Genomic DNA, 21,155 nt, shown 5'->3' with positions numbered 1-21,155 from the left:
TGAAAAGGGACGAGGTTCGCTCGCGTTACCACCCTTGTTTCGTTTGCTCGAGCCGATTGCCCGTATAGACGGACCGTCTTTATATCGCTCGATCAAACGACACCTTGTCTCCGCGTCAAGAACGCGGGGCCGCTGTAACGGTCGGCTTCCGGTGCGGCCTACTCTCTTCCCGCCGACGGTCTGTCGTCAAGCAAAAAGGATTCGAACGCACTTCTCCGGGATGATCTTCCGTCTATGCTTCGTACGCCGGCTTGCAGCTCGTAAAGGCCCGGCTCTCTGAAGAACGAACGACATGACGTACTGTTCCCATCGTTGAATTTGATTCATGATGATTCATATCAATAGCTGAAACACCGCGCCCGGGGCGTGGTCTTTTATTTATAGCGCTATATTTGCCGGTTGTCAATAGCGAAACCGTGCCGGCATCCGCCCCCCGACGTATGTTCTCCGACCGTTTCGATCCCGCTTCCCCAGGCAGTTTCCGTGCTTGAGCCGTTAGTTAATACAACTCGCTGGCGCGGCGTTCGGATTGAGCTTGCTCCATCTCGCGGTCGAGTTCGCGGCTCTGACGATCCAACGCTTCCCAACCGTCTTGGCTCAGCAGATCAAGCTGCGCTTCGATCAACGTCCGGAAACGAGTGCGGTAAATGGAGGCCTGCTTTTTGAGTTCTTCCATCTCCACGGCGACTTTGCGCGACTTCACCAGCGCCTCGTTGATGATCCGGTCCGCGTTCTTCTCAGCTTCCTTCACCACCAGCTGCGCTTCCTTTTTCGCGTTGCCGCGGACTTCGTCCGCCGCTTCCTGAGCGACGATAATCGTCTTGCTGAGCGTCTCTTCCAGGTTCATGAAATGGTTAAGGCGCTCTTCCATCGACGCCATACGATGCAGCAGGTCTTTATTTTCCCGAATCACGCTCTCGTAATCCTTGATCACTTGATCCAGAAACTCGTTGACCTCATCTTCGTCGTACCCGCGCAGACGCCGGCTGAATTCCTTGTTATGTATATCCAGCGGTGTTAATGCCATGATGTGCACCTCCATTGTATTAAGCACGCTGCCAACCCCTCGGCAGAAGCAGCCGGCCGTATCCGGTTCCGTGCATCGGACCGCCTTACGGCAAACGAAGCGGTCCCATTCGGTTTTATCGGAATTTCGACGCCGAAACGTGAATTCCTGCTTTGCTTCATACAAATTTACCGATCTTCACCCGATAACGGCCTTTCTTGGTCAGATCGCCGATCTCCAACACCCGAAAACGTCCGAACCCTTGCAGCGATACGGTATCTCCTTCCCGAAGCGCTTTCGAAGGATCTTCTTCCACTTTCCAATTCACCCGGCAGCGTCCCGCTTTGATCGGAGCCAGAATCTTCGCGCGGCTCATCCGGTACACGTCGCTCGCGATCGCGTCGAGCCTCGGAGAAGCGACCGTCAGTTCCGTCTCGGCCAATTCCGACTCCGACGACCGAAGCTCGGAGATCGGCAGCACCTCGGTAAACACGCTGACCCGATGGACCTGCCGCAGTTCGAGATTAAGAAAATCCGCGATCTCGGCGGCGACCACGATGTGGCAGCCGTCTTCGCGCGGATGGATATCGCCGATCTTGGAACGTTTGATGCCCAGTCCCAATACCGACCCCATATAGTCGCCGTGTCCGATTTCCGCGAAACGGGTATCCGCAGGCGTAATCGACAGCACGGTCAGTTTCGCGTCTTCGCCGTCCAGATCGCGGTAATCCGGCGCGATCAGCGCTCTTTTGCGCTCCGCGTACGGACTCCCGCCATCCAAACGGATCGCGACATCCGGCTGCGAATTGGCTAACATGCTCAAGAGTTGGAGCTGCCTCGGGTCCAGAAAGTCGGTCAGCTTCAGCTCGTGGTAACGCGCCGCGCCTTCCAACCATTCGTTGGCCCGATCGACGAATTCGCGTTCGTCCGGATGAACGTGTTCGTACATGCTTTTAGACATACGCTTCCACTTCCCGTTTCATTCTTAAACGACCAGTCCGTACAACAATTCGACCAAATACAGCGCGCCCGGAGCAACCAGATAGTTGAGCACGAAAAAAGCGACGATCGGAGAAATGTCCAACATGCCCCCGATCGGAGGAATGAAACGCCGGAACACCGAGAGATAAGGCTCCGCGATTTTGCCCAGAATGATTCCGATCTGACTCTCGCGCACGTTGGGAACCCATGACATCAGAATATAGATAATCAGAATCCAAGAATAAATTTGGAGCAGCCAAGGCAGATATACATTATGCAGTTGAAGGAGAAATTCAGCCAAGCTATCGTCACCTCATTTGATTAAATTCGCGATCCTCGCGGACCAGATCGGCAATCGTGCCTTCCACTTCTACCGTATCGGGCGTGCACAGGAAAATATCGCCGCCGACTTTGGCAATGTTGCCATTGATCGCATAGACCGTGCCGAACAGAAAATCGATGATCCGCTTGGCGAGATCGGGCCGAACCTGCTGAAGATTGACCACGACCGAACGATGCGCGCGCAGATGATCGGCGATCTGTTGAGCGTCGTCGTACGTGCGAGGTTCCGACAGAATGACCTTGACGTTCTTCTGCGCATGGATGCTCACTACGTTATTGGTCTTCGAGTTTTTGCGAAGCTCCTGATTGGGAGCCGTATCGTACTGCGGTTCTTCCTGCTCGACTACCCGCTCGACGATCTCCTCTTCTTCCTGGAGACCGAGAAAATTCATAAAGCGATTCATGACGCCCATCGTCAGTCCTCCTCTTTCCCTACCAGAATAGAACCCAGACGCAGCCAAGTGGCCCCTTCTTCGATCGCGACTTCGAAGTCTCCGGACATGCCCATCGACAGATGTTCGATCGGCCGCGAACATGCGCCCCGAGCATTGAGTTCGTCCCTCAGCTCCCGCAGTCCCCGAAATACCGGACGGGCCGCTTCGGCGTCGCCGTCGAGAGGAGCCATCGTCATCAGTCCGACGACTTCGATATGAGGGAGAAGTTCCGTCTGCCGCAAGAATTCGAACGTTTCTTCGGGCGGCATACCGGATTTGGACGCTTCGCCCGAGATATTGACCTGAACGAAAGCTTTAACCGTAAGATCGGCCGCCGCCGCTTGGCGTTCCAACTCCCGCGCGAGCGACAACCGGTCCAACGAATGAATGTAAGCGAATTTGCCGATGACGTCTTTGACTTTGTTGCTCTGCAATTGACCGATAAAATGCCAGACGCCGCGTTCTCCGAGCGCTTCCCATTTCGGCTTGGCGTTCTGCCAACGATTCTCTCCGATATGAAGAATGCCTTCGTCGAGCACCCGCGCCGTTTGCTCCGTCGAGACGTATTTGGTGACGGCTACGATATTGATTTCTTCGGGCGATCTGCCCACGCGTTCACATGCTTCGGAAACTTTCTGATGCACATGCGCGATCCGCTGCTTTAAAGTCACCGGAACGTGCCTCCTTCTTTCCGTCCGATCCAGCTGGCCATTCTTCCGGTCCGTCCTTTTTCTTCCCTATGCGAAAAAAACAGATCGGTCCGGCTGGCCGTGCACCAAGCGGCGCACTGGATATGCTCCGGACGTATACCTGATCTTATCATAATGTGTCGGTTCAATTCTTTCAAGTTCAGCAAGGCTTTGCCGCCGCCCAGATCTTCGGAAAAATCAGCGAGCGAACGAGATTCATTACCCGTCTCCTTTTCCAGCAAAACTTTCACGCGATCGAGCACGACGTCGTTCACTTCGTAACGCCGTTCTCCGATGCACGGGCCGATCGCGGCACGGATGTCTTCCGGGCGGCTGCCGTAACGGTCCTTCATCTTCTCGACCATGCGGCGGCCGATCTCGGCGACGGTTCCTTTCCATCCCGCGTGGGCGAGCCCGACGACTTGACGCTCGGGATCGAAAAAGTAAAGCGGCACGCAATCGGCATAAAACGAAGTCAACATCACGCCCGGCACGTCGGTAAGCAAACCGTCGGTATCTTGAAAAGCGCTCTCGCGATCCGTTCGCCCTCTTCCCCGGTCTTCTTCGGTTACGATCGCGATCTCGGCTTCGTGCACTTGTTCGCCGCATGTCCAATCTTCGAACCGGAATCCGGCAGCTTCGGCTACGCGCGCGCGGTTCTCCGCGACATGTCGCGGCTCGTCATCGACATGAAGCGCGCAGTTGAGCGAAACGTGAACCCCTTCGCTGACTCCGCCGCCGCGGCCCGTAAATCCGGCGCTTAAGCCCTCGAAGCTGTGCCAGGGAGCGATCTCGAATACTTCTGCTCCGTTCGCCGCGATACGATGCGCGAACGGCTCCTGACGTGTAATCATCTTTCTTATTCCTCCTTGATCTGACGATGTTGAAAAAAAGATCCGCTTCCGTAAAGCGAAAGCGGATCTCTCGTAAGCAAGGCTCTAGCACGCCGACCGCAAACAAAGGTAGGCACCTCTGATCGAATGCGGTCGACTCACTCGTACGCCGACCGCAAATCATGGTAGGTACCTCTGATCGAATGCGGTCGACTCATTAGTCGTTGTTCTGACGCGAACGGTTACGCAGGAACGTCGGAATGTCGAGCTGGTCGGCACCCGGCTGCGGGTCGTAAGCCGGACGCTGCGTCTGCTGCGGCTTTTGCCGATCGCTTTGAGCTTCCGGTTGTTGACTCGACGGACGACGTACCGGCGGTTTCAAGTCCGAAGGCTTGTGTTCGAAACCGGTCGCGATTACCGTGACTTTGATCTCGTCCTTCATGTCTTCTTCGATGATCGCGCCGAAGATCATGTTGACTTCCGGATCGGAAGCTTCGATGACGATCTCGGCCGCTTCGTTGACTTCGTACAGCGACAGGTTCGACCCGCCGGTGATGTTCATGATGACGCCTCTTGCGCCTTCGATGGACGTCTCCAGCAGCGGGCTCATGATCGCTTTGCGCGCCGCTTCCGCGGCTCGGTTCTCGCCGGACGCTTCGCCGATGCCCATGAGCGCCGAACCGCGTTCGGTCATGATCGTTTTCACGTCCGCGAAGTCGAGGTTGATCAGACCCGGTACTTTGATCAGGTCGGAAATGCCTTGTACCGCTTGGCGCAGAACGTTATCCGCTTCGCGGAACGCTTCGAGCATCGGCGTCTTCTTATCGACGATCTCGAGCAACCGGTCGTTCGGAATCACGATCAAGGTATCGACTTTTTCTTTGAGCGCCTCGATGCCGAGAACGGCTTGTCCGGCGCGCTTGCGGCCTTCGAACGTGAACGGACGCGTGACGACCCCAACCGTCAACGCCCCGCATTCGCGCGCAATTTCCGCAATCACCGGAGCCGCACCCGTTCCGGTACCTCCGCCCATGCCCGCGGTTACGAATACCATATCCGCGCCTTTGAGCGTGTTGCTGATCAGTTCGCGGGATTCTTCCGCCGCTTTTTTGCCGACTTCAGGATTGGCCCCCGCGCCAAGTCCACGGGTCAGCTTATCCCCGATTTGCAGCTTATGTTCCGACTTGGCCAAATGCAGCGCTTGCGCATCCGTATTGACCGTGATAAATTCAACGCCTTTGACGCCATTTTCGATCATGCGGTTGACGGCGTTGCTTCCGCCGCCTCCCACGCCGATGACTTTAATGCGCGCCAGGCTCTCCATTTCGAAATCGAATTCCAACATAGTCCTCCATCTCCCCCTCGTTTTCCTTGGATGGGCTCGTTTTTGTGTTTCTCATATAAATTCGCTAAACATATTTTTGAGCTTTTCTAGGAAACCGGTTTTCTGGGTCGTCTCCGGCGCGGGGCTGGACTTAGGACGATTGACGGGTTTCTTGCCCGGCGCTACGCTGCCTCTGCCACGATTCTTCCGAATAACGCTGTACAAAATGCCGATTCCGCTTGTGAAAGCCGGGTCCCGAACTCCGATGTAATCTGGTACGGCCAGACGCACGGCTGCCGCCAATTCGCTCTGGGCGACCTGCAGCACGCCGGGCATGGCGACGGTTCCGCCGCTCAGTACGTACCCGGCGACGTCCCGATAACCCATACGATAGATCTCCTGATGGATCAGTTGGAAGATCTCTTGGACCCGAGGCTCGATGATCGCAGCCAGGTCTTCTTGAGTATATTCCTTCTCGATCGAACTGCCAATGCGGTTGACCTTGAACACCACGTCTTCCGCGGCATCCGCCATCATGGCGCAGCCGTACTTCAGCTTCACCTTCTCGGCTTGATCGGTTACCGTACGCAGGCCGTAAGCGATATCGTTGGTCACGTACTCGCCTCCGATCGGAAGCGTCGAGACGGCGGCAAGATTGCCGCTGTCGAAGATCGAGATCGTAGCCTGGCCGGCGCCGATATCGATCAAGGCCGTACGCATCGTTCTCTCGTCCTTGGTAAGTGCCAGCTGGCCGGCCCCGAGGGAAATCAGCACCAGTTCTTTGACCTTGAGGTCGGCCTTCTCCACGCAGCGCAAGAGGTTATGTATAGCCGTCTTGGCACCGGTGACGATCGTCGCTTCCACCTCCAGGCGGGATCCGATCATGCCCCGCGGATCCTGAATTCCCTCCAAGCCGTCAACCACGAACTGCTTGGCCACGACATCGATGATTTCACGTTCCGGCGGAAGGGCCACGACCTCGGCGGCTTTGGATACCCGTTCGATGTCTTCCTCCCCGATTTCGCGATCCTCGTTCGATACGGTCACGACGCCCCGGCTCGATTGCAGTCCGATATGACTGCCGGATATGCCGACATAAACTTCCGTTATTTCAATGCCGACCATCCGCTCGGCGTGTTCCACGGCGCTGCGGATCGATTGGACGGTTTGATCGACGTCAACGATGGCGCCTTTTCGGATTCCTTCGGAATCGGCCGATCCAACTCCAATAATATTAAGGGTTCCGTTGGTCACTTCCCCGATAATAGCACGAACTTTGGATGTACCGATGTCCAAACTAACAATGATGTCATTGTTGCTCAAGCCTTTGGCACCTCCCGTTTGCAAAATTGATCATCCGGTTCGTTTAAAGCCGCATCTTATTGTTATCCATTAAATAGATTCAACACGGCTTAAACTTTCCCTCTTTCGTTTCGAACTTTTTTATATTTACTGTGTATCTTTTTTCGAGAATACAGCAAACATTATAGCATCTTTTGAAGTCCGCGAGTAGCAGGCCTTCGGGCGCTTATTCGCTTTCCGAATCGGAATCCGGCTGCACGAACGGGATCAAACTGTCGGAGCCGACCATGTGGACGAGTCCCGGACTCTGAGTTTCCGTAATTCCGCCCAGAATCTCCAGTTTCTCCTTAAGCAGCGAGACGGTCGTGATCACTTCGAATCTCGATCTCGTATAAATCCGGATCCTGTCGGGGAACGAGTCGCTGGCCATCGGCATGATCTCCGACAAATCGGACAACTGTCCGTCCGGAACCGATGCGAGCACCCGGCACAGCTTCGCTTTCTCTTCGTCTTTCCCCTCCCATTCGGTCAGCATCGGCTTCTCGGCGGGCAGTCCTTGATCCTTGAGCCGGATCGCGGCGCCGCTGCCGAGCAGAGCTTGGATGCTTCCGTCTTCGAGCAGTTCGTAAGCAACCGGATCATATTCGTCGATGCGCAGCAGAATCTTCCCGGGAAACTGCTTCTCTACCGTCGCGTGTTCGATCGCGTTCAAGCTCGTCACGATTCGGTTCTCGACGCTCGATGCGCTCGACGCGAAGAATTGGCCGCCGATCCGAAGTCCCGCCGCCTCGATCACCGCGGAACGATCCACGTACACATTGCCTTCCACGTCAATTTCTTGGATGCGGCTGAGCGAAGAGCGGAAAAACAACACGCTTGCCGCGGCGACAGCCAATACGGTCAGGATCAACCCCAGCTTCCATCGTCCCCTGCGGCGCGGCTTTCCCGTTTTTTGCTCTTGATGTTCGATCGGTTTGACTACTTTCAGCATGGCCATTCTCCATCCGGCCGCAAGATCTTGCCTTCTTGAAACGAAGCGGCAAAAAACTCGCGGTCCATTACGCTTTTTGTGTTACGTTCATTATACACGTGCCGCGCGCGATGGCAAAGACGGTCTCGACTCACAAAACTCCCCGCCGAATGGCTTGCGCCCGCACGGCCAGTTTGCGCAGTTCGGTCACGATCGTTTTGGCGGAATCCGGCTTCCCGAGCGCGGACGAGCATGCCGACATATTTTCGCGCAAATAGTCGTCGCTGACCACGGCTTCTACGGCCGAAAACAAGCGGCTTCCGTTCAGTTCCCGTTCCAAGATCACGATGGCGGCTCCTTCTTCTTCCAACGCGCGAGCATTGACTTCCTGGTGATTGTTCGTCACGTTCGGCGAAGGGATCAGCACCGCGGGAATGCCCAGAGAAGTAACCTCCGCCAAGAACGAAGCTCCGGCACGGCTGACGACCAGCATCGAAGCAGCCAATACCTCCGGCATCCGATCCACGTAAGGAAGAACGTGAAGATTGGCGGGCGTTCCTCCCGGAGCTTCGTCCAGACTCCGCTTGGCGTCTTCGTAGTAGCGTTTGCCCGTGACGTAGACATAATGGACGCGAGGCATGCGGCCGATCTCCGGCACCATTTCGAGCATCGCTTCGTTGACCGCTTTCGCTCCGATGCTGCCCCCTACGACCAGCACGATCGGCGTCCCTGCCGGGAGTCCCAGCAGACGGAATCCTTCTGCCGAATCCGCCCGGTGCACGGTCGTGGCACGCGGATTGCCGCTGTACATCACGCGTCTGGCTTTCGGGAACTGATCCTGCGTCCCGTCGAAACTGACCGCCACCGTATTGACGTACCGGCTGAGAAAGCGGTTGGTCAACCCGGGGATCGCGTTCTGTTCGTGAATAAGCGTCGGAATCCGCAGTTTGTGAGCGGCGTAGACTACGGGCCCGCAAACGTAACCTCCCGTTCCCACCACGACATCGGGTTTGAATTTTTCGAGCAGTTCCGAAGAAGCTTGGACGCCTCGCAGGAACCGGAGCACGGTCTTCAGATTGTCGGCCGACAGGCTGCGGCGAAATCCGGTGATATCCAGCGTCTCGAACGGAAGCCCCGCGGTCGGCACGATCGAATTCTCCAGACCGCGTTTGCCTCCGATATACAGGAATTCCGTATCCGGTTTATCCGCCTTCAACTGTTCGGCAATCGCGAGGGCGGGATAGATATGCCCACCGGTTCCTCCGCCGGTCAATACGACGCGCATGTCATTTCCTCCCCTTATTCGGATATGGAGCGAACCGCTTCTTTGAACACGCGGCCGCGCTCTTCGAACGACGCGAACATATCCCAGCTCGCGCAGGCCGGCGACAGCAGCACGATATCGCCCGCTTCGGCCAGCCGGCGCGCTTCGCGTACGGCTTCCCGAAGCGTTTCCTCCGAGTCGCCGAGCGGTTCGACGACGCCGACGCGTTCCAAGCCCGCGCGCCGCGCCACGCCGGCGATCGTCTCGCGCGTCTGGCCGAGCGTGACCAACGCTTTGACTTTGCTGCGGAACGCGGGGAACAATTCCTCGTAATCGGAACCGCGGTCGAGCCCGCCCGCGATCAGCACGACCGGACGGTCGAAAGCCGATAACGCGGTCAGCGTAGCCTTGGAATTGGTCGCTTTGGAATTATTATAGTAGAAGAGACCGCCGGTCTCGCCCAGCGACTCCAGACGATGTTCCACGCCGCCGAAGTCCGCGAGCGGAGCGCGGAGCGCCGCAAGGTCGGCTCCGGCCGCGATCGCCGCGGCGCAAGCGGCCATAGCGTTCGCCGCGTTATACGAACCGGGAATGCCGAGTTCGGAGGCGCGAATAATCTCGTGCACCTCTCCCGCGGGATCGCGGTAGACGATCATGCGCTCGGCCGCGGCCGGGTCTTCGGCGTCTTCCTGCGGATAAGAAGGCGATGCATAGACGCCTTCCAACGCCAGCTCCTCGGTCATCGAGAACGGCAGAATGCGTCCTTTGAGATAAGGAACCAGCTCGCGGCAGTACGCATCGTCCCAATTCACGATGCTGACGTCTTCCGGCGTCTGGTTCACGAAGATCTTGGCTTTGGACGACGCGTAGTCTTCCATCGAACCGTGATAGTCCAGATGCGTCTCCGCGACGTTGAGCAGACAGGCGATCCGAGGAGCGAAATCCTTCGTTCCTTTCAATTGGAAGCTGCTGAGCTCGACGACGAGCCAATCGTCATCGCTCGCGGACAATGCGGCGTCGCAGAGCGGCGTGCCGATATTGCCGGCGACGACGGGCTTGAGTCCCGCCGCTTCCAACATGCGCCCGACCCAAGTGGTGGTCGTCGTTTTGCCGTTCGACCCGGTGATTCCGATCATCGGCGCGGCCGACAAATGGTAGGCCACTTCGACTTCGGTCACGACTTCGATGCCCAGCTCGAGCGCGCGCGCGACCGGAGCAACCGAGTAAGGAATCCCCGGATTCTTAATCACCAAAGATACCCCTTCATGAATCAGTTCGTCCGGATGTTCTCCGCAAATCACGGAAATGCCCAACTCTTCGAGAACGGAAGCTTCCGGACTTTCTTCGCGGGGTTTACGGTCGTTAACCGTCACGTTCGCGCCGAATTCGTGCATCGTGCGCGCCGCGGATACGCCGCTTCGCGCAAGCCCCAATACCACAACGCTGCGGTTCGCATACTCTTTTGGATGTTCCATCTCTACAACCCCTTGCCTAGATATAAGCCGAGCGCGGCCAGAACGAGCGAAACGCCGAAGAAGACGGCGACGATTCTCCATTCCGACCAGCCGGACAATTCGTAATGATGATGAATCGGACTCATTTTGAAAATCCGTTTGCCGCGCGTTTTGAACGAAGCGACCTGAAGCACGACGGACAGCATCTCGATGACGAACACGCCGCCGATGATCAGAAACAGCAGTTCTTGTTTGGTCAGAATCGCGATCATGCCGATCGCTCCGCCGATTCCCAGCGAACCCGTATCGCCCATGAACACTTTGGCGGGATGCGCGTTATACACCAGAAAACCCAACACCGCTCCCGCCATCGCCGCGGCGCCGAGCGCCGAAGGAAATTGCGTCGCCTGCATCGCGATCAGCGCATAAGCTCCGAAAGCCGGAGCGCTGACCGAAGCCAACAAGCCGTCGAGCCCGTCGGTAAAGTTCACGGCATTGGATACGGCGAGCAGCATCAACACGATGAACGGATAATAAAACCACCCGCCCCAATCGAACGAAAAATGCGTGCCCGGAACGGACAAAGCGGTGCTGTGGCCGGAATCGATCAGCAGCCAGCAGCAGATCGCGGAAAACAAAAGTTGTCCCGCCAGCTTCTGAAGCGAGGTCAATCCCAGCGAACGTTTCTTCACGATCTTGATCAGGTCGTCCGACAAACCGACGAGTCCGAAACCGAGCGTTGCCGTCAGCAGCGCGTAAAATTCGGCATTGATCACCGAAAATTTGACGAAAGCCAGAGTGAAGGCCAGCAAGATGACGATACCGCCCATCGTGGGGGTTCCCGCCTTCTTGAGATGCGCTTCCGGGCCTTCCCCGCGTACCTGCTGCCCCAGCTTCAGCCGCTGCAGCAGAGGGATGCAGAGAGGCCCGACCAGCACGGCCAGTACGAAAGACACGACGGCGGTCAGAAACAAAAGCTGCAGATCCATATGCCGATCAAGCCTCGTCTCTATCGATCAACGGTTGGTCGCGCAGAGCGTAGACCACCTCTTCCAGCTTCATGCCGCGCGAAGCTTTGACCAGCACGGCGTCTTCGGAGCTCAGATGCGCCCGCAGATGCGAGATCATCTGCTCTTTGTCGGTAAACGCGCGAACCCGATCCGTTCCCAGTCCTTCGCTTGCGCCTTTTGCCGACTCTGCCGACAACGGTCCGTACGCGTAGACGGCGTCGATGTCGGCTTGCCCGGCATAACGGCCCACTTCCCGATGATATCGAAGCTCGTTTTCCCCGAGTTCCAGCATATCGCCCAGCACCAGCGTCTTCGACGCGTAACCCTGCAAGCCGGCCAATACGTCGATCGCCGCGCGCGCGGAGGTCGGGCTGGAGTTATAAGCGTCGTTCAAGATCGTGAGTCCCGACGCGCCGGTAATCCGTTCGATCCGCATGCCGGTCAACTGCATGCCCGCCAGGCCTTCCTTCATCTTCGAGACGGAGACGCCGAACTCGCGGGCCGCCGCGATCGCCGCCAGCGCGTTGGTCACGTTATGGCTGCCGAGAACCGGCAGTTCGAACACCTCTTCGCCTTCGCCGCGCGCCGTAAAGCGCATGCCGGCTCCCTGCTGCTCCAGACTCGTCGGATAATCGTCGTTCTCGCTGCCCAGACCGAACGTGAACGTCCGCAGTCCTTGCGGCAGACGGTCCGCCGCCCGAAGTTCGTTCAACACCGGCGGAATCAACGGTTCGTCTCCGTTATGCACGAGCAGGCCGCCCGGTTTCGTTCCCGAAGCGATCTCGAGCTTGGCGCGCGCGATATTCTCCCGGCTGCCCAGATTCATCAGATGGGATTCGCCGATGTTGGTCACGATCGAGACGTCCGGCGGCGCGATCTCCGCCAGCCGCGCGATCTCGCCGAGATCGCTCATGCCCATTTCCAGCACGGCTACTTCGGTATCCTCCGGCATCGACAGCAAAGTCAGCGGCAGACCCAGATGGTTGTTGAAGTTCCCCTGCGTCTTATGCACGCGCAGCGAAGCGGAGAGCAGCGCGAAGACCATGTCTTTGGTCGTCGTTTTGCCGTTGCTGCCGGTAATGCCGACGACTTTCGCTCCGCTTGCGCGCAGATAAGCGGACGCCAGTTTCTGAAGAGCTTCCAGCACGTCGTCGACTTCGATCAGCGCGCCTTGCGGAGCGCCTTCGCGGCCGCGCTGCCAGAAGGAAGCGGCCGCTCCGGCTTGCAGAGCGCCGGCCACGAATTCGTGGCCGTCCACGTTCGCGCCGCCGAGCGGAACGAACAAGCTGTTTCCGCCGAGTTTGCGGGAATCGATCACGACTCCTTCGATCTTCTTTTCCGCGAAAGCCGGGTCAACCAAACGGCCTCCGCACAGTTCGGCTACTTGGCCGAGCGTACGTACGATCACTTGACGACTCCCCTTACCGCTTCCGCCGCGACGATCCGATCGTCGAAGTCCAGCACTTGTTTGCCGACCAACTGGTAGGTTTCATGCCCTTTGCCCGCAATCAGAACGACGTCGCCCGGCTGCGCTTCGGCAACGGCGAGGCGAATCGCTTCCGCCCGATCCACGACCAGCCGGTAGCGCTTCGCGTCCACTCCGTCTTCGATCAGGCCGGCTTCGATATCGCGCAGAATCGCGTCCGGATCTTCGGTGCGCGGATTGTCCGACGTCACGAACGTCAAATCGCTGTATTTCACCGCGATGCGTCCCATGATCGGACGTTTGGTGCGATCGCGGTCTCCGCCGCAGCCGAACACGCAGATCACGCGTTTTTCCGCGAATTCGACCACGGTACGCAGCACGTTCTCCAATCCGTCCGGCGTATGCGCGTAGTCGACGATGATCGCGAAAGGCTGTCCGGCATCGACCGCTTCGACGCGGCCGTCCACGCCCGCTACCGACTCCAAGCTCCGTTTGATGTCTGCCAACTCTACGCCCTCGATCAGCGCGGCCGAGATTGCGGCCAGCGCGTTATAGACGTTGAACTTGCCGACCATGCGCAGTTGGATATCCGCGGAACCGCGGAAAGTCTCGACATGGAAAAACGTGCCTTGCGCCGTGATCTTGATCTGCGAAGCGCGAACGTCGCAGCTCGCTTCGACGCCGTAGGTCATGACTTCGGCGGCCGTCACTTTGGCGAATTCGGCCGACGCTTCGTCGTCCGCGTTCAGCACCGCGTATTTGCGTTCGGAAAGGTCCGCCGGCAGCGCGTTGCCCAAACGGGCGAAGAACAGTCCTTTGGCCGCGCGGTACTCTTCCATCGTATGATGATAATCCAGATGATCCTGCGTCAAATTGGTAAATACCGCCGTGCGGTAATCGGTGCCTTTGACCCTTCCTTGTTCCAGCGCATGGGAAGAGACCTCCATCACGCAGCATTGCACGCCGCGTCCGGCCATATCCGCGAGCGAACGCTGCAACCCGAGCGATTCGGGCGTCGTGCCCGACATCGGGAACGTCTCGCCGTCGTAGCGCATCTGAATCGTGCCGATCAAGCCGGTCTTTACGCCATGATCCGCCATGATTTTTTCGATCAGGTACGTCGTCGTCGTCTTGCCGTTGGTTCCGGTCACGCCGATCATGCGCATCTTGCGGCTCGGTTCGTCGAATACCGCATTCGCCAGCACCGCCATCGCCATCCGGCTGTCGCGAACGAGAATCTGCGGCAGCGCGGTGTCGAGTTCGCGTTCCACGACAAGCGCGACCGCGCCTTTCTCTTCCGCCTGTTTGGCATAATCATGGCCGTCCACCGTAAATCCAGGCAGGCAAATAAACAAATCGCCCGCGCTCACTTTGCGGGAATCGATCTCGATCCCCGTACATTCCGCTGCTCCGCTGCCGATCAATCTCGCGGTCACCAATCGTTCCGCCAATTGTTGCAATTGCATATTCATTCTCTCCTTCTTCTGTTCGAATCGTGGATCAAGCGCCCCGGACCGCATGCCTCCATGCCCGGGCCGCAAAATGCCCGAGTCCGCCGAAGGCAGGCCCGGGCTGTGCGATTGTCAGTTGAGCGGCGCGGCATCGCTCTCCGGAGCAGGCTCCGTCGGCGCTTCCGCATCCGATCCCTGCTCCTTCGCCCCGCTGCCGTCCGACTCTTCGCCGTTCTCTTCCGGATCGTCCGCTACGGCTTCGCCGCCGGTAGACATGTCGGCCGATTCCGTATCGTCGATGCCGGTCACGGTAGCCGCCGCCGATTTCAAATTCAACACGACTACCCGCTTGCCTTCGCTATCTTTGGTCAACTTTTGCGAAGCCACGTAACCCGATCCCCGAGTACTGATCGAGACGTCCAGCAGCTTCAGAATATCGACCGCGTCGCGAAGCGACAGTCCGGTCAGATCCGGCACGTTCATTTCGTCTTTGTGTTCCGTCAGCAGATAGATCTTCTGCCCGGCGTACATCGCGGCTCCGGCTGCCGGATACTGTTCGATCACCGATGCTCCGGCACCGATCTGCTCATAAGCGACCCCTTCGTTAAGCAGTTTGGTTTTGGCGTCGTTCAAGCTCATCTTGACCAAGCTCGGAGCGGCGACTTTGAGCTGCGCGTCGCCGGATTCGGACTTCTCTTCGTTCTGCGCCGAGATCTCTTTGTCCGAAAATTTCTTCGGAACGCCCATATACTCCAGCGTCTGCGACATGATTTCTTTGACGTAAGGAGCCGCCGCCGAACCGCCGCCCGCTTTGGGATCGTTCGGTTCGTCGATCATGAAGAAGATCGCGACTTTGGGATCGTCCGCCGGCGCGTAACCGATAAAGGAAACGACCGCGCGGTTCTTGTCGTAGACGCTTCCGTCGCTTTTGACGGTACCGGTCTTCTCCGCCGTACCGGTCTTGCCCGCCACTCGGTAACCCGGAATATACGCGTTGCGGCCCGTACCGATCTTTTGGTCGGACACGACCTGTTCCAGATAACCGCTGACCGTTTTCGCGGTTTGCGGCGTGATGACGTCGCGGACTTTCTCCACGTCGTTCATTTTCTTGACTTCCCCGGTCTGCGGATTGCTGATCGACTTCACGATATGCGGCTTGAGCAGATGTCCGCCGTTGGCGACGGCCGAGATCGCGGCAATCTGCTGGATCGGCGTAACAGAGACGTTATGGCCGAACGTGATCGACGCTTGATCGCCGAGCGGACTTTTGTCCGTCACGTTCATCGTGCCCGCCAGTTCGCCCGGCAGTTGGATGCCCGTTTTTTCGCCGAACCCGAAGTTTTTGATATATTCGGTCAATTTGTTGGTCCCGACTTTCTCCAACCCGAGTTTGACGAACGCGACGTTACTGGAATGCTTGACGCCGTCGAGATAAGAGATCACGCCCCAGTTCCGTCCTACGTCGTGGATATTGCGGCCGCCCACGCGGATTACGCCCGATTGGTACGTATCGTTGGGATTGAACTTGCCTTCCTGCACCGCCGCCGACAAGGTGACGATTTTGAACGTCGAACCCGGTTCGTACATCGCCGTCACGGCCAAGTTGTTGAAATCTTCCAAAGCTTTCGTCGCGGAATAGTTGTTCGGATCGAACGTAGGCATATGGACCATCGCCAGAATGTCCATCGTATTCGGATCCGCCGCGATGACCGAGACGCTTTTCGGTTGATATTTTTCGTACGCTTTTTTGGCCGCCTGCTCGGCGTAAAACTGAATCGTGCTGTCGAGCGTCAATTGAATAGAGCTGCCGTCTTTGGGCGCGACGATTTCGCTTTTGGCATCCGGCAGCACGACGCCTTTGGCGTCTTTCTGATAACCGATTTTGCCGTCTAGGCCTTTGAGCTGATCTTCGAAAAACGACTCGATTCCGTATTTGGGATTGCCTTCGTTATCCATATAGCCCAGAACGTTCGCCGCCAGCGTATGCTGCGGATAGAAACGCTTGACCTGATCGTCGAACACGATGCCGATATCGGTCGTCTTGTCCAACCCTTTGGCCGTTTGCACGCCCGCGATCGCCGTCTGGATCTCGGCTTTGAGATCGCCGTCGATTTTCCAACCTTGCGGCCGCACTTCCACCCAAAAGCTGTAGTCGCCTTTTTTGTAAGCGCCTATAGGGCTGTCTTTGTCGTATTTGCGATTCACCAACTCGCGAAGCTTGTCTTCGCTTACGCCGAGCTTGTCGTGCAGAATCTTCACCACGTCGTCCGCGGTTCCGCGTTGATTGATGATATTCGGTTCCACGACGACCGAGTAAGCCGGCGAATCGACAGCCAATTCTTTGCCGTTGCGGTCCGTGATCGCGCCGCGGACGGCCGTCAGCACTTTGGACGTCGACCATTGCTTGACGGCCGTCGTATGCCAGAAATCATGCTGGACGACCTGCAGGAAGAAGATCCTTCCGACCAGAACGAGAAAAAAGAGGGTGATCCCCCCTCCGATTAACAGCGTTCGCATTTTTACTCTTTTATTTAGCATGGCGTTGGAACCTCCTGCCGTATCCCTTTACGCTGCCGCCCGGACCCCGACGCTCGCGCCGGAATCCGTTCGACTCCTTTAGTACGCTGACCGATAACGATGTAAAAATCCGCGTAAATCCGTTTCCTTCGAAGTTTACGTACATGCCCTACTTGTTTCCGTCTTCGGTTTTCGGTTGCGAACTTTCGCCGCTCTTGCGGTCGACGAAGATCGGTTCGTGTTCCGTCGCCTGAACGAGTCCCATCGACAGCGCCGTCGGCACGATGCTCTGACGAAGTTCCTGTCTGTCGCGTTCGGCCTGCGCGATGTCTTTGTTCAACCGAACGGTCTCGCTCTGAACGGATGCGATCTGATGGTTCAGGTCATAGATATGTACATATCGCCAAGCGATAATGCTGCACAAAGCTACTGCGACCGCTACGCTGAACAGATAAAGCATTTTTTCCCTCAAAGGAAGTTCGGCCCGGCGGGTCACAACCGTCGTCTTTTGCCGGTACTGCTGCGAAATCGAATTCTGTTGCTGCTCTCGTTCCCGGATCGCAAGATTTCCGCGTGTCTGTGCCATAGATCAATCTCCTCGTCTTGGAATAAACGCTGTTTACTTGGTCTTCTCCGCCACTCTAAGCTTCGCGGACCGCGCCCGCGGATTGGCTTCGATCTCCGCGTCGGAAGGCGCAATCGGTTTGCGGTTCACCAGTTTGATACTGTTCGGGCCTTCGTACACCTCGACCGGGAATCCGGGAGGAGCGACGTTTTTGCCCGTATACTCGAGCAGAATCTGTTTACAGATCCGGTCTTCGAGCGAATGGAACGTGATGACGCTGACCCGTCCGCCCGGAGACAAGCAGCGCACGACGGCATGCAGCGCGTCTTCGAACGCCGAGAGTTCGTCGTTCACGGCAATGCGCAGGGCTTGGAAACTCCGTTTGGCCGGATGGCCGCCCGTTCTTCTGGCCGCTGCCGGAATGCCTTCCTTGATGATCTCCGCGAGTTCCGTCGTCGTCTCGATCGGTTTCTTCGCCCGATGTTGACCGATCTTGCCCGCGATGCGGCGGGAAAACTTCTCTTCGCCGTAACGGTACAGGATACGCGTGATTTCTTCTTCCGGCCATTCGTTGACGATGATCTTGGCCGTCAATTCGGAAGATTGGTCCATTCGCATATCCAGCGGCGCTTCGTGATTGTAGCTGAATCCGCGCGAAGCTTCGTCGAACTGCGGCGAGGATACGCCCAGATCGAACAGGAATCCGTCGACTTTCGGTATTCCCTCTTCGTCTTCCGGAACGCCCGCCTGCCGAAGCGCGTTTTCCAACTCGCGGAAATTAGTCTTCACGAGCGTTACGCGGTCGCCGTAGGCCGCCAGCTTCTCGCGCGCGTTTTCGAGCGCCCAATCGTCCTGATCGAACGCGACGAGGCGTCCGCTTTCCCCCAACTTGGACGCGATCAACGCGCTATGCCCCGCTCCTCCGAGCGTGCAGTCGACGTAAATGCCGTTCGGCTTGATATTCAGGCCTTCGACCGCTTCTTCTTTAAGCACCGTGATGTGATGAAACAAATTCGTATCCCCCAGACGTTACATGTCCCATGTTGAATTATTGTCGGATTAAAAATCGATATCGAAATCGGATAATTTCTCCGCGATGTCCCCGAAAGATTCCTCGGACTGCCGGTAATACTCTTCCCAGCGCTCGCGGCTCCAGATCTCCACTCGGCTGCCGGCGCCGATGACGACGCACTCTTTGGCCAACTGCGCGTATTCCCGAAGATTGACGGGAAGATTCGCCCTCCCCTGCTTGTCCCATTCGCATTCCGCCGCGCCCGAGAAAAAGAACCGGGTAAAGGCCCGCGCATCGGACTTCATCAAAGGCAGGTTGTTCAGCTTGCTTTCGAGATTTCCCCATTCCTGCTCGGAGTAAACGAAAAGACAATGGTCTAAGCCGCGAGTCACGATACAGACCGTTCCTAACTTTTCCCGGAACTTGGCCGGCATAATAATGCGACCTTTGTCGTCGATGTTATGCCGATATTCACCCATAAACATCGTCGGACCCACTCCTTGTCCTTTCTCCTCCACTTCACACCACTTTCCACCACTTACAGCATAATAGATTCGACGCCCGAAATCAAAGTCCTTCTGCAAATTCCACGTTTTTTCGCCGGATTTTACGTTTTTTCTGGCTGTATCCTCCGGTTTTCACGAAAAAAACCAGGCCGTCGCTCCCGTATGTCCGGGAGAAACGTCCTGGCTCTTGTTTGCGCTGTTCTTCAAGCCGAAAAAACTTGCAGGTTAAACTTCCCGACTCGGCCGATCGTTCGGCTTTTTTCGCCGTACCGGTTCACGCTTCGAGAATGCGGTGCGCGCCCGTCAAATCCGGTTCGACGTCCATCAGCCGATCGATCCAATCCGGACCGTAACGGTTCAGGATATAAAAGACGTTATACACGCGCTCCTGCGGACGGTCGAGCGGGAACAGCGTCTTATAAATCCGGTCCCAACGGCGCAGCTCGGCTTCGTTCTGCCGGGCGATCGTCTGCTTGGTCTTATCCTGCAAAAAGACGATCTGATCGAGAATCTTGGCGCGATTGGTCTCGCCTAGACGGGTAAGCCCCGGCTGAAGCTCTTCAAGGCGATGAATGACGGGCTCGTAAATCCGCGCGAACTCGTTTTTGGCTTGTTCGAACAAATCGTCCATGCCCAGTTTGTCCTGCTCCGCCAGCCAAGCTTCTTTGCGCTCCGCGAAACGCTCCATAACGTCTTCGAAACTTAACGAATACTGCTCCATATGCTTTTTCGTCGACGAATCCAGCAGCGTGAACGACATGCGCGGCAGCAGGATCGGCATCTGCATGCCCGCGGTCTCGAAACCGTCTTTGGTGCCGGCCCAGTAAGCGACCTCGCCGAGTCCGAGCACGGCTTGCAGCACCGGGAACAGATAGTCCTGCATCAGAGGCCGGGTCAATACGTTATTGCTGAAACACTCGGGACATCGCTCCAGACGTTCGAGCAGCTCTTCCCGAGTCAGCACGATACTGCCGCGACGATCCAAGAATTTGCCGTCCTGCTTAAACAGCAGCAGACGCTGTCCTTCGTGAATGTAAAACAAGTTGGCCGCGCCTTCTACCGCCTGCGCCTGCTGTTCGTAACCGCTGCTCTCGATGCGTGCCGCCGCTTCGAGATACGCCGCTTCGAATTCGTCGCTGCGAACGATCAGTTGTTCGAACATCGGCCGTTCCAGCGCGCGAAGCGCGGGATCGGCGGAATCGACCAGAACCAAGCCGTAACGGCCGAACAATCGGCCGATCAGCCGCGCGAACCCTTCGCTCAAATCCGACGATCGGGTCAGCTCGCTTCGCAGCATCGCGATCAGCTCGACTTTGAACGCCGAATCCGCAAGCGTAGATTCCAACTCCGCGATTGCCTCTTCCCATTTCTCCGCCGGCACCTTCACGGCGCTGACCGACGACTTTCCGTCGTGCCAAGACTCCATCCGCAGACGGCGTACTTCGAGCTCCGACGTCAATACGTAGGTATGATCCGCCTCGTCCCAGTCGTGATCCTCGCCCGCGATCCAGAATACCGGCACCACGTCGCGTCCGAGCTTCTCCGATGCCGAACGCGCGGCATGCACGATCGTCGCCGCTTTGTAGACGACCAACAATGAACCGGTAAACAATCCGCTCTGCTGGCCGCCGACCACGACGAGCGCATTCTCTTGCTTCAACTGCCCCAACGAGCGGCGTACGGCCTCATCGTCGTTATAACGGGCATTGTAATCTGCCAATACTCGAACCAATTCGTGCCGATCGGCCTGCGGCCGATGCGGAGCATCCAACCACTCGGCGCGACGGCGCAGCGATTGTTCGTCTTGCAAATCGTATTCGTATAATTCATGCGCGTGCTGACCGCGCACATAATCTTCTCCCAAGGCCGAACCCTTGCGAAGCGCCTGCGGAATGACATTCATGTCTGGCCTTGCCTCCTGTCTCCTGTCTCCTTAAACCCTTCTTGATTGTACCCAATCGCTCCCAAGTCGTCAAAGTAACTTTCTTCCGATTCGGAACTAAGTTCATTTTCGGACCTTATCGCCGAAAAGACAACAAAAAACCGTCTTTCCGAGCGGGATACGCTGC

19 protein-coding genes and 1 other annotated feature are annotated in these 21,155 nt (G+C 57.3%); all 19 genes read right to left on the bottom strand.

All coding sequences use genetic code 11. The annotated features are described in order from the left end of the window. Window positions 1-2 precede the first annotated feature (2 nt). Window positions 3-322, bottom strand: a binding site (T-box leader). 177 nt (window positions 323-499) lie between these two features. The 19 genes from CDO73_RS15175 to bshC all read right to left on the bottom strand — a co-directional run bounded on the left by CDO73_RS15175 (window position 500) and on the right by bshC (window position 20,989). Beyond that, window positions 500-1,027, bottom strand: a complete 528-nt coding sequence (locus tag CDO73_RS15175) for a DivIVA domain-containing protein (protein ID WP_088489364.1) — start codon at window positions 1,025-1,027, stop codon at window positions 500-502. 157 nt (window positions 1,028-1,184) lie between these two features. Then, on the bottom strand, window positions 1,185-1,967 hold the full coding sequence (locus CDO73_RS15170) for a YlmH family RNA-binding protein (RefSeq protein WP_088489363.1): 783 nt from the start codon (window positions 1,965-1,967) through the stop codon (window positions 1,185-1,187). A 24-nt stretch (window positions 1,968-1,991) separates the two neighbouring features. Then, complete coding sequence (locus tag CDO73_RS15165; RefSeq protein WP_088489362.1) at window positions 1,992-2,288, bottom strand: YggT family protein; 297 nt, start codon at window positions 2,286-2,288, stop codon at window positions 1,992-1,994. A 7-nt stretch (window positions 2,289-2,295) separates the two neighbouring features. Then, the gene (locus CDO73_RS15160) at window positions 2,296-2,742 is read right to left on the bottom strand and encodes a cell division protein SepF (protein WP_088489361.1); all 447 of its coding nucleotides are present in this window, start codon (window positions 2,740-2,742) and stop codon (window positions 2,296-2,298) included. 2 nt (window positions 2,743-2,744) lie between these two features. Further along, window positions 2,745-3,434, bottom strand: coding sequence for a YggS family pyridoxal phosphate-dependent enzyme (locus CDO73_RS15155; protein ID WP_088489360.1), 690 nt, complete (start codon window positions 3,432-3,434; stop codon window positions 2,745-2,747). Then, a complete protein-coding gene (gene pgeF, locus CDO73_RS15150) occupies window positions 3,431-4,306 on the bottom strand; it encodes a peptidoglycan editing factor PgeF (RefSeq protein WP_088489359.1) in 876 nt (291 codons plus the stop codon). The genes CDO73_RS15155 and pgeF overlap by 4 nt, the downstream gene beginning before the upstream one ends. A 196-nt stretch (window positions 4,307-4,502) precedes the next feature. Beyond that, on the bottom strand, window positions 4,503-5,630 hold the full coding sequence (gene ftsZ / locus CDO73_RS15145) for a cell division protein FtsZ (protein ID WP_088489358.1): 1,128 nt from the start codon (window positions 5,628-5,630) through the stop codon (window positions 4,503-4,505). 51 nt (window positions 5,631-5,681) lie between these two features. Next, complete coding sequence (ftsA, locus tag CDO73_RS15140; protein ID WP_088489357.1) at window positions 5,682-6,932, bottom strand: cell division protein FtsA; 1,251 nt, start codon at window positions 6,930-6,932, stop codon at window positions 5,682-5,684. 205 nt (window positions 6,933-7,137) lie between these two features. Further along, the gene (locus CDO73_RS15135; protein WP_179218714.1) at window positions 7,138-7,902 is read right to left on the bottom strand and encodes a cell division protein FtsQ/DivIB; all 765 of its coding nucleotides are present in this window, start codon (window positions 7,900-7,902) and stop codon (window positions 7,138-7,140) included. Between the two features lie 130 nt (window positions 7,903-8,032). Beyond that, complete coding sequence (murG, locus tag CDO73_RS15130; protein ID WP_088489355.1) at window positions 8,033-9,166, bottom strand: undecaprenyldiphospho-muramoylpentapeptide beta-N-acetylglucosaminyltransferase; 1,134 nt, start codon at window positions 9,164-9,166, stop codon at window positions 8,033-8,035. Window positions 9,167-9,180: 14 nt separating this feature from the next. Beyond that, window positions 9,181-10,620, bottom strand: a complete 1,440-nt coding sequence (gene murD / locus CDO73_RS15125) for a UDP-N-acetylmuramoyl-L-alanine--D-glutamate ligase (RefSeq protein WP_088489354.1) — start codon at window positions 10,618-10,620, stop codon at window positions 9,181-9,183. A gap of 2 nt (window positions 10,621-10,622) precedes the next feature. Further along, on the bottom strand, window positions 10,623-11,588 hold the full coding sequence (gene mraY / locus CDO73_RS15120) for a phospho-N-acetylmuramoyl-pentapeptide-transferase (RefSeq protein WP_088489353.1): 966 nt from the start codon (window positions 11,586-11,588) through the stop codon (window positions 10,623-10,625). A 7-nt stretch (window positions 11,589-11,595) separates the two neighbouring features. Continuing rightward, window positions 11,596-13,017, bottom strand: coding sequence for a UDP-N-acetylmuramoyl-tripeptide--D-alanyl-D-alanine ligase (locus CDO73_RS15115; protein WP_373446983.1), 1,422 nt, complete (start codon window positions 13,015-13,017; stop codon window positions 11,596-11,598). Further along, on the bottom strand, window positions 13,014-14,501 hold the full coding sequence (locus CDO73_RS15110) for a UDP-N-acetylmuramoyl-L-alanyl-D-glutamate--2,6-diaminopimelate ligase (protein ID WP_088489352.1): 1,488 nt from the start codon (window positions 14,499-14,501) through the stop codon (window positions 13,014-13,016). Before CDO73_RS15110 ends, CDO73_RS15115 begins: the two co-directional genes overlap by 4 nt. A gap of 117 nt (window positions 14,502-14,618) precedes the next feature. Then, on the bottom strand, window positions 14,619-17,024 hold the full coding sequence (locus tag CDO73_RS15105; RefSeq protein WP_088489351.1) for a penicillin-binding protein: 2,406 nt from the start codon (window positions 17,022-17,024) through the stop codon (window positions 14,619-14,621). Between the two features lie 148 nt (window positions 17,025-17,172). Next, complete coding sequence (locus tag CDO73_RS15100) at window positions 17,173-17,589, bottom strand: hypothetical protein (protein WP_088489350.1); 417 nt, start codon at window positions 17,587-17,589, stop codon at window positions 17,173-17,175. A 33-nt stretch (window positions 17,590-17,622) separates the two neighbouring features. Further along, the gene (gene rsmH / locus CDO73_RS15095) at window positions 17,623-18,579 is read right to left on the bottom strand and encodes a 16S rRNA (cytosine(1402)-N(4))-methyltransferase RsmH (protein ID WP_088489349.1); all 957 of its coding nucleotides are present in this window, start codon (window positions 18,577-18,579) and stop codon (window positions 17,623-17,625) included. 48 nt (window positions 18,580-18,627) lie between these two features. Beyond that, a complete protein-coding gene (mraZ, locus tag CDO73_RS15090) occupies window positions 18,628-19,065 on the bottom strand; it encodes a division/cell wall cluster transcriptional repressor MraZ (protein WP_088489348.1) in 438 nt (145 codons plus the stop codon). 295 nt (window positions 19,066-19,360) lie between these two features. Then, entirely contained in the window at window positions 19,361-20,989 is a 1,629-nt protein-coding gene (gene bshC / locus CDO73_RS15085; RefSeq protein ID WP_088489347.1) for a bacillithiol biosynthesis cysteine-adding enzyme BshC, read from the bottom strand. Between the last annotated feature and the right edge of the window lie 166 nt (window positions 20,990-21,155).

The sequence above is a fragment of the Saccharibacillus sp. O23 genome (assembly GCF_002205895.1).
GTDB lineage: Bacteria > Bacillota > Bacilli > Paenibacillales > Paenibacillaceae > Saccharibacillus.
This window is presented reverse-complemented; position numbering and strand designations above follow the sequence as displayed.

Bases quoted from the DNA above. Each gene is read 5' to 3' on its own strand.
- CDO73_RS15175 (WP_088489364.1), bottom strand. From the start codon at position 1,027: ATGGCATTAACACCGCTGGATATACATAACAAGGAATTCAGCCGGCGT.
- CDO73_RS15170 (WP_088489363.1), bottom strand. From the start codon at position 1,967: ATGTCTAAAAGCATGTACGAACACGTTCATCCGGACGAACGCGAATTC.
- CDO73_RS15160 (WP_088489361.1), bottom strand. From the start codon at position 2,742: ATGGGCGTCATGAATCGCTTTATGAATTTTCTCGGTCTCCAGGAAGAA.
- pgeF (WP_088489359.1), bottom strand. From the start codon at position 4,306: ATGATTACACGTCAGGAGCCGTTCGCGCATCGTATCGCGGCGAACGGA.
- ftsZ (WP_088489358.1), bottom strand. From the start codon at position 5,630: ATGTTGGAATTCGATTTCGAAATGGAGAGCCTGGCGCGCATTAAAGTC.
- CDO73_RS15135 (WP_179218714.1), bottom strand. From the start codon at position 7,902: ATGCTGAAAGTAGTCAAACCGATCGAACATCAAGAGCAAAAAACGGGA.
- murG (WP_088489355.1), bottom strand. From the start codon at position 9,166: ATGCGCGTCGTATTGACCGGCGGAGGAACCGGTGGGCATATCTATCCC.
- murD (WP_088489354.1), bottom strand. From the start codon at position 10,620: ATGGAACATCCAAAAGAGTATGCGAACCGCAGCGTTGTGGTATTGGGG.
- mraY (WP_088489353.1), bottom strand. From the start codon at position 11,588: ATGGATCTGCAGCTTTTGTTTCTGACCGCCGTCGTGTCTTTCGTACTG.
- CDO73_RS15110 (WP_088489352.1), bottom strand. From the start codon at position 14,501: ATGCAATTGCAACAATTGGCGGAACGATTGGTGACCGCGAGATTGATC.
- CDO73_RS15105 (WP_088489351.1), bottom strand. From the start codon at position 17,024: ATGCTAAATAAAAGAGTAAAAATGCGAACGCTGTTAATCGGAGGGGGG.
- CDO73_RS15100 (WP_088489350.1), bottom strand. From the start codon at position 17,589: ATGGCACAGACACGCGGAAATCTTGCGATCCGGGAACGAGAGCAGCAA.
- mraZ (WP_088489348.1), bottom strand. From the start codon at position 19,065: ATGTTTATGGGTGAATATCGGCATAACATCGACGACAAAGGTCGCATT.
- bshC (WP_088489347.1), bottom strand. From the start codon at position 20,989: ATGAATGTCATTCCGCAGGCGCTTCGCAAGGGTTCGGCCTTGGGAGAA.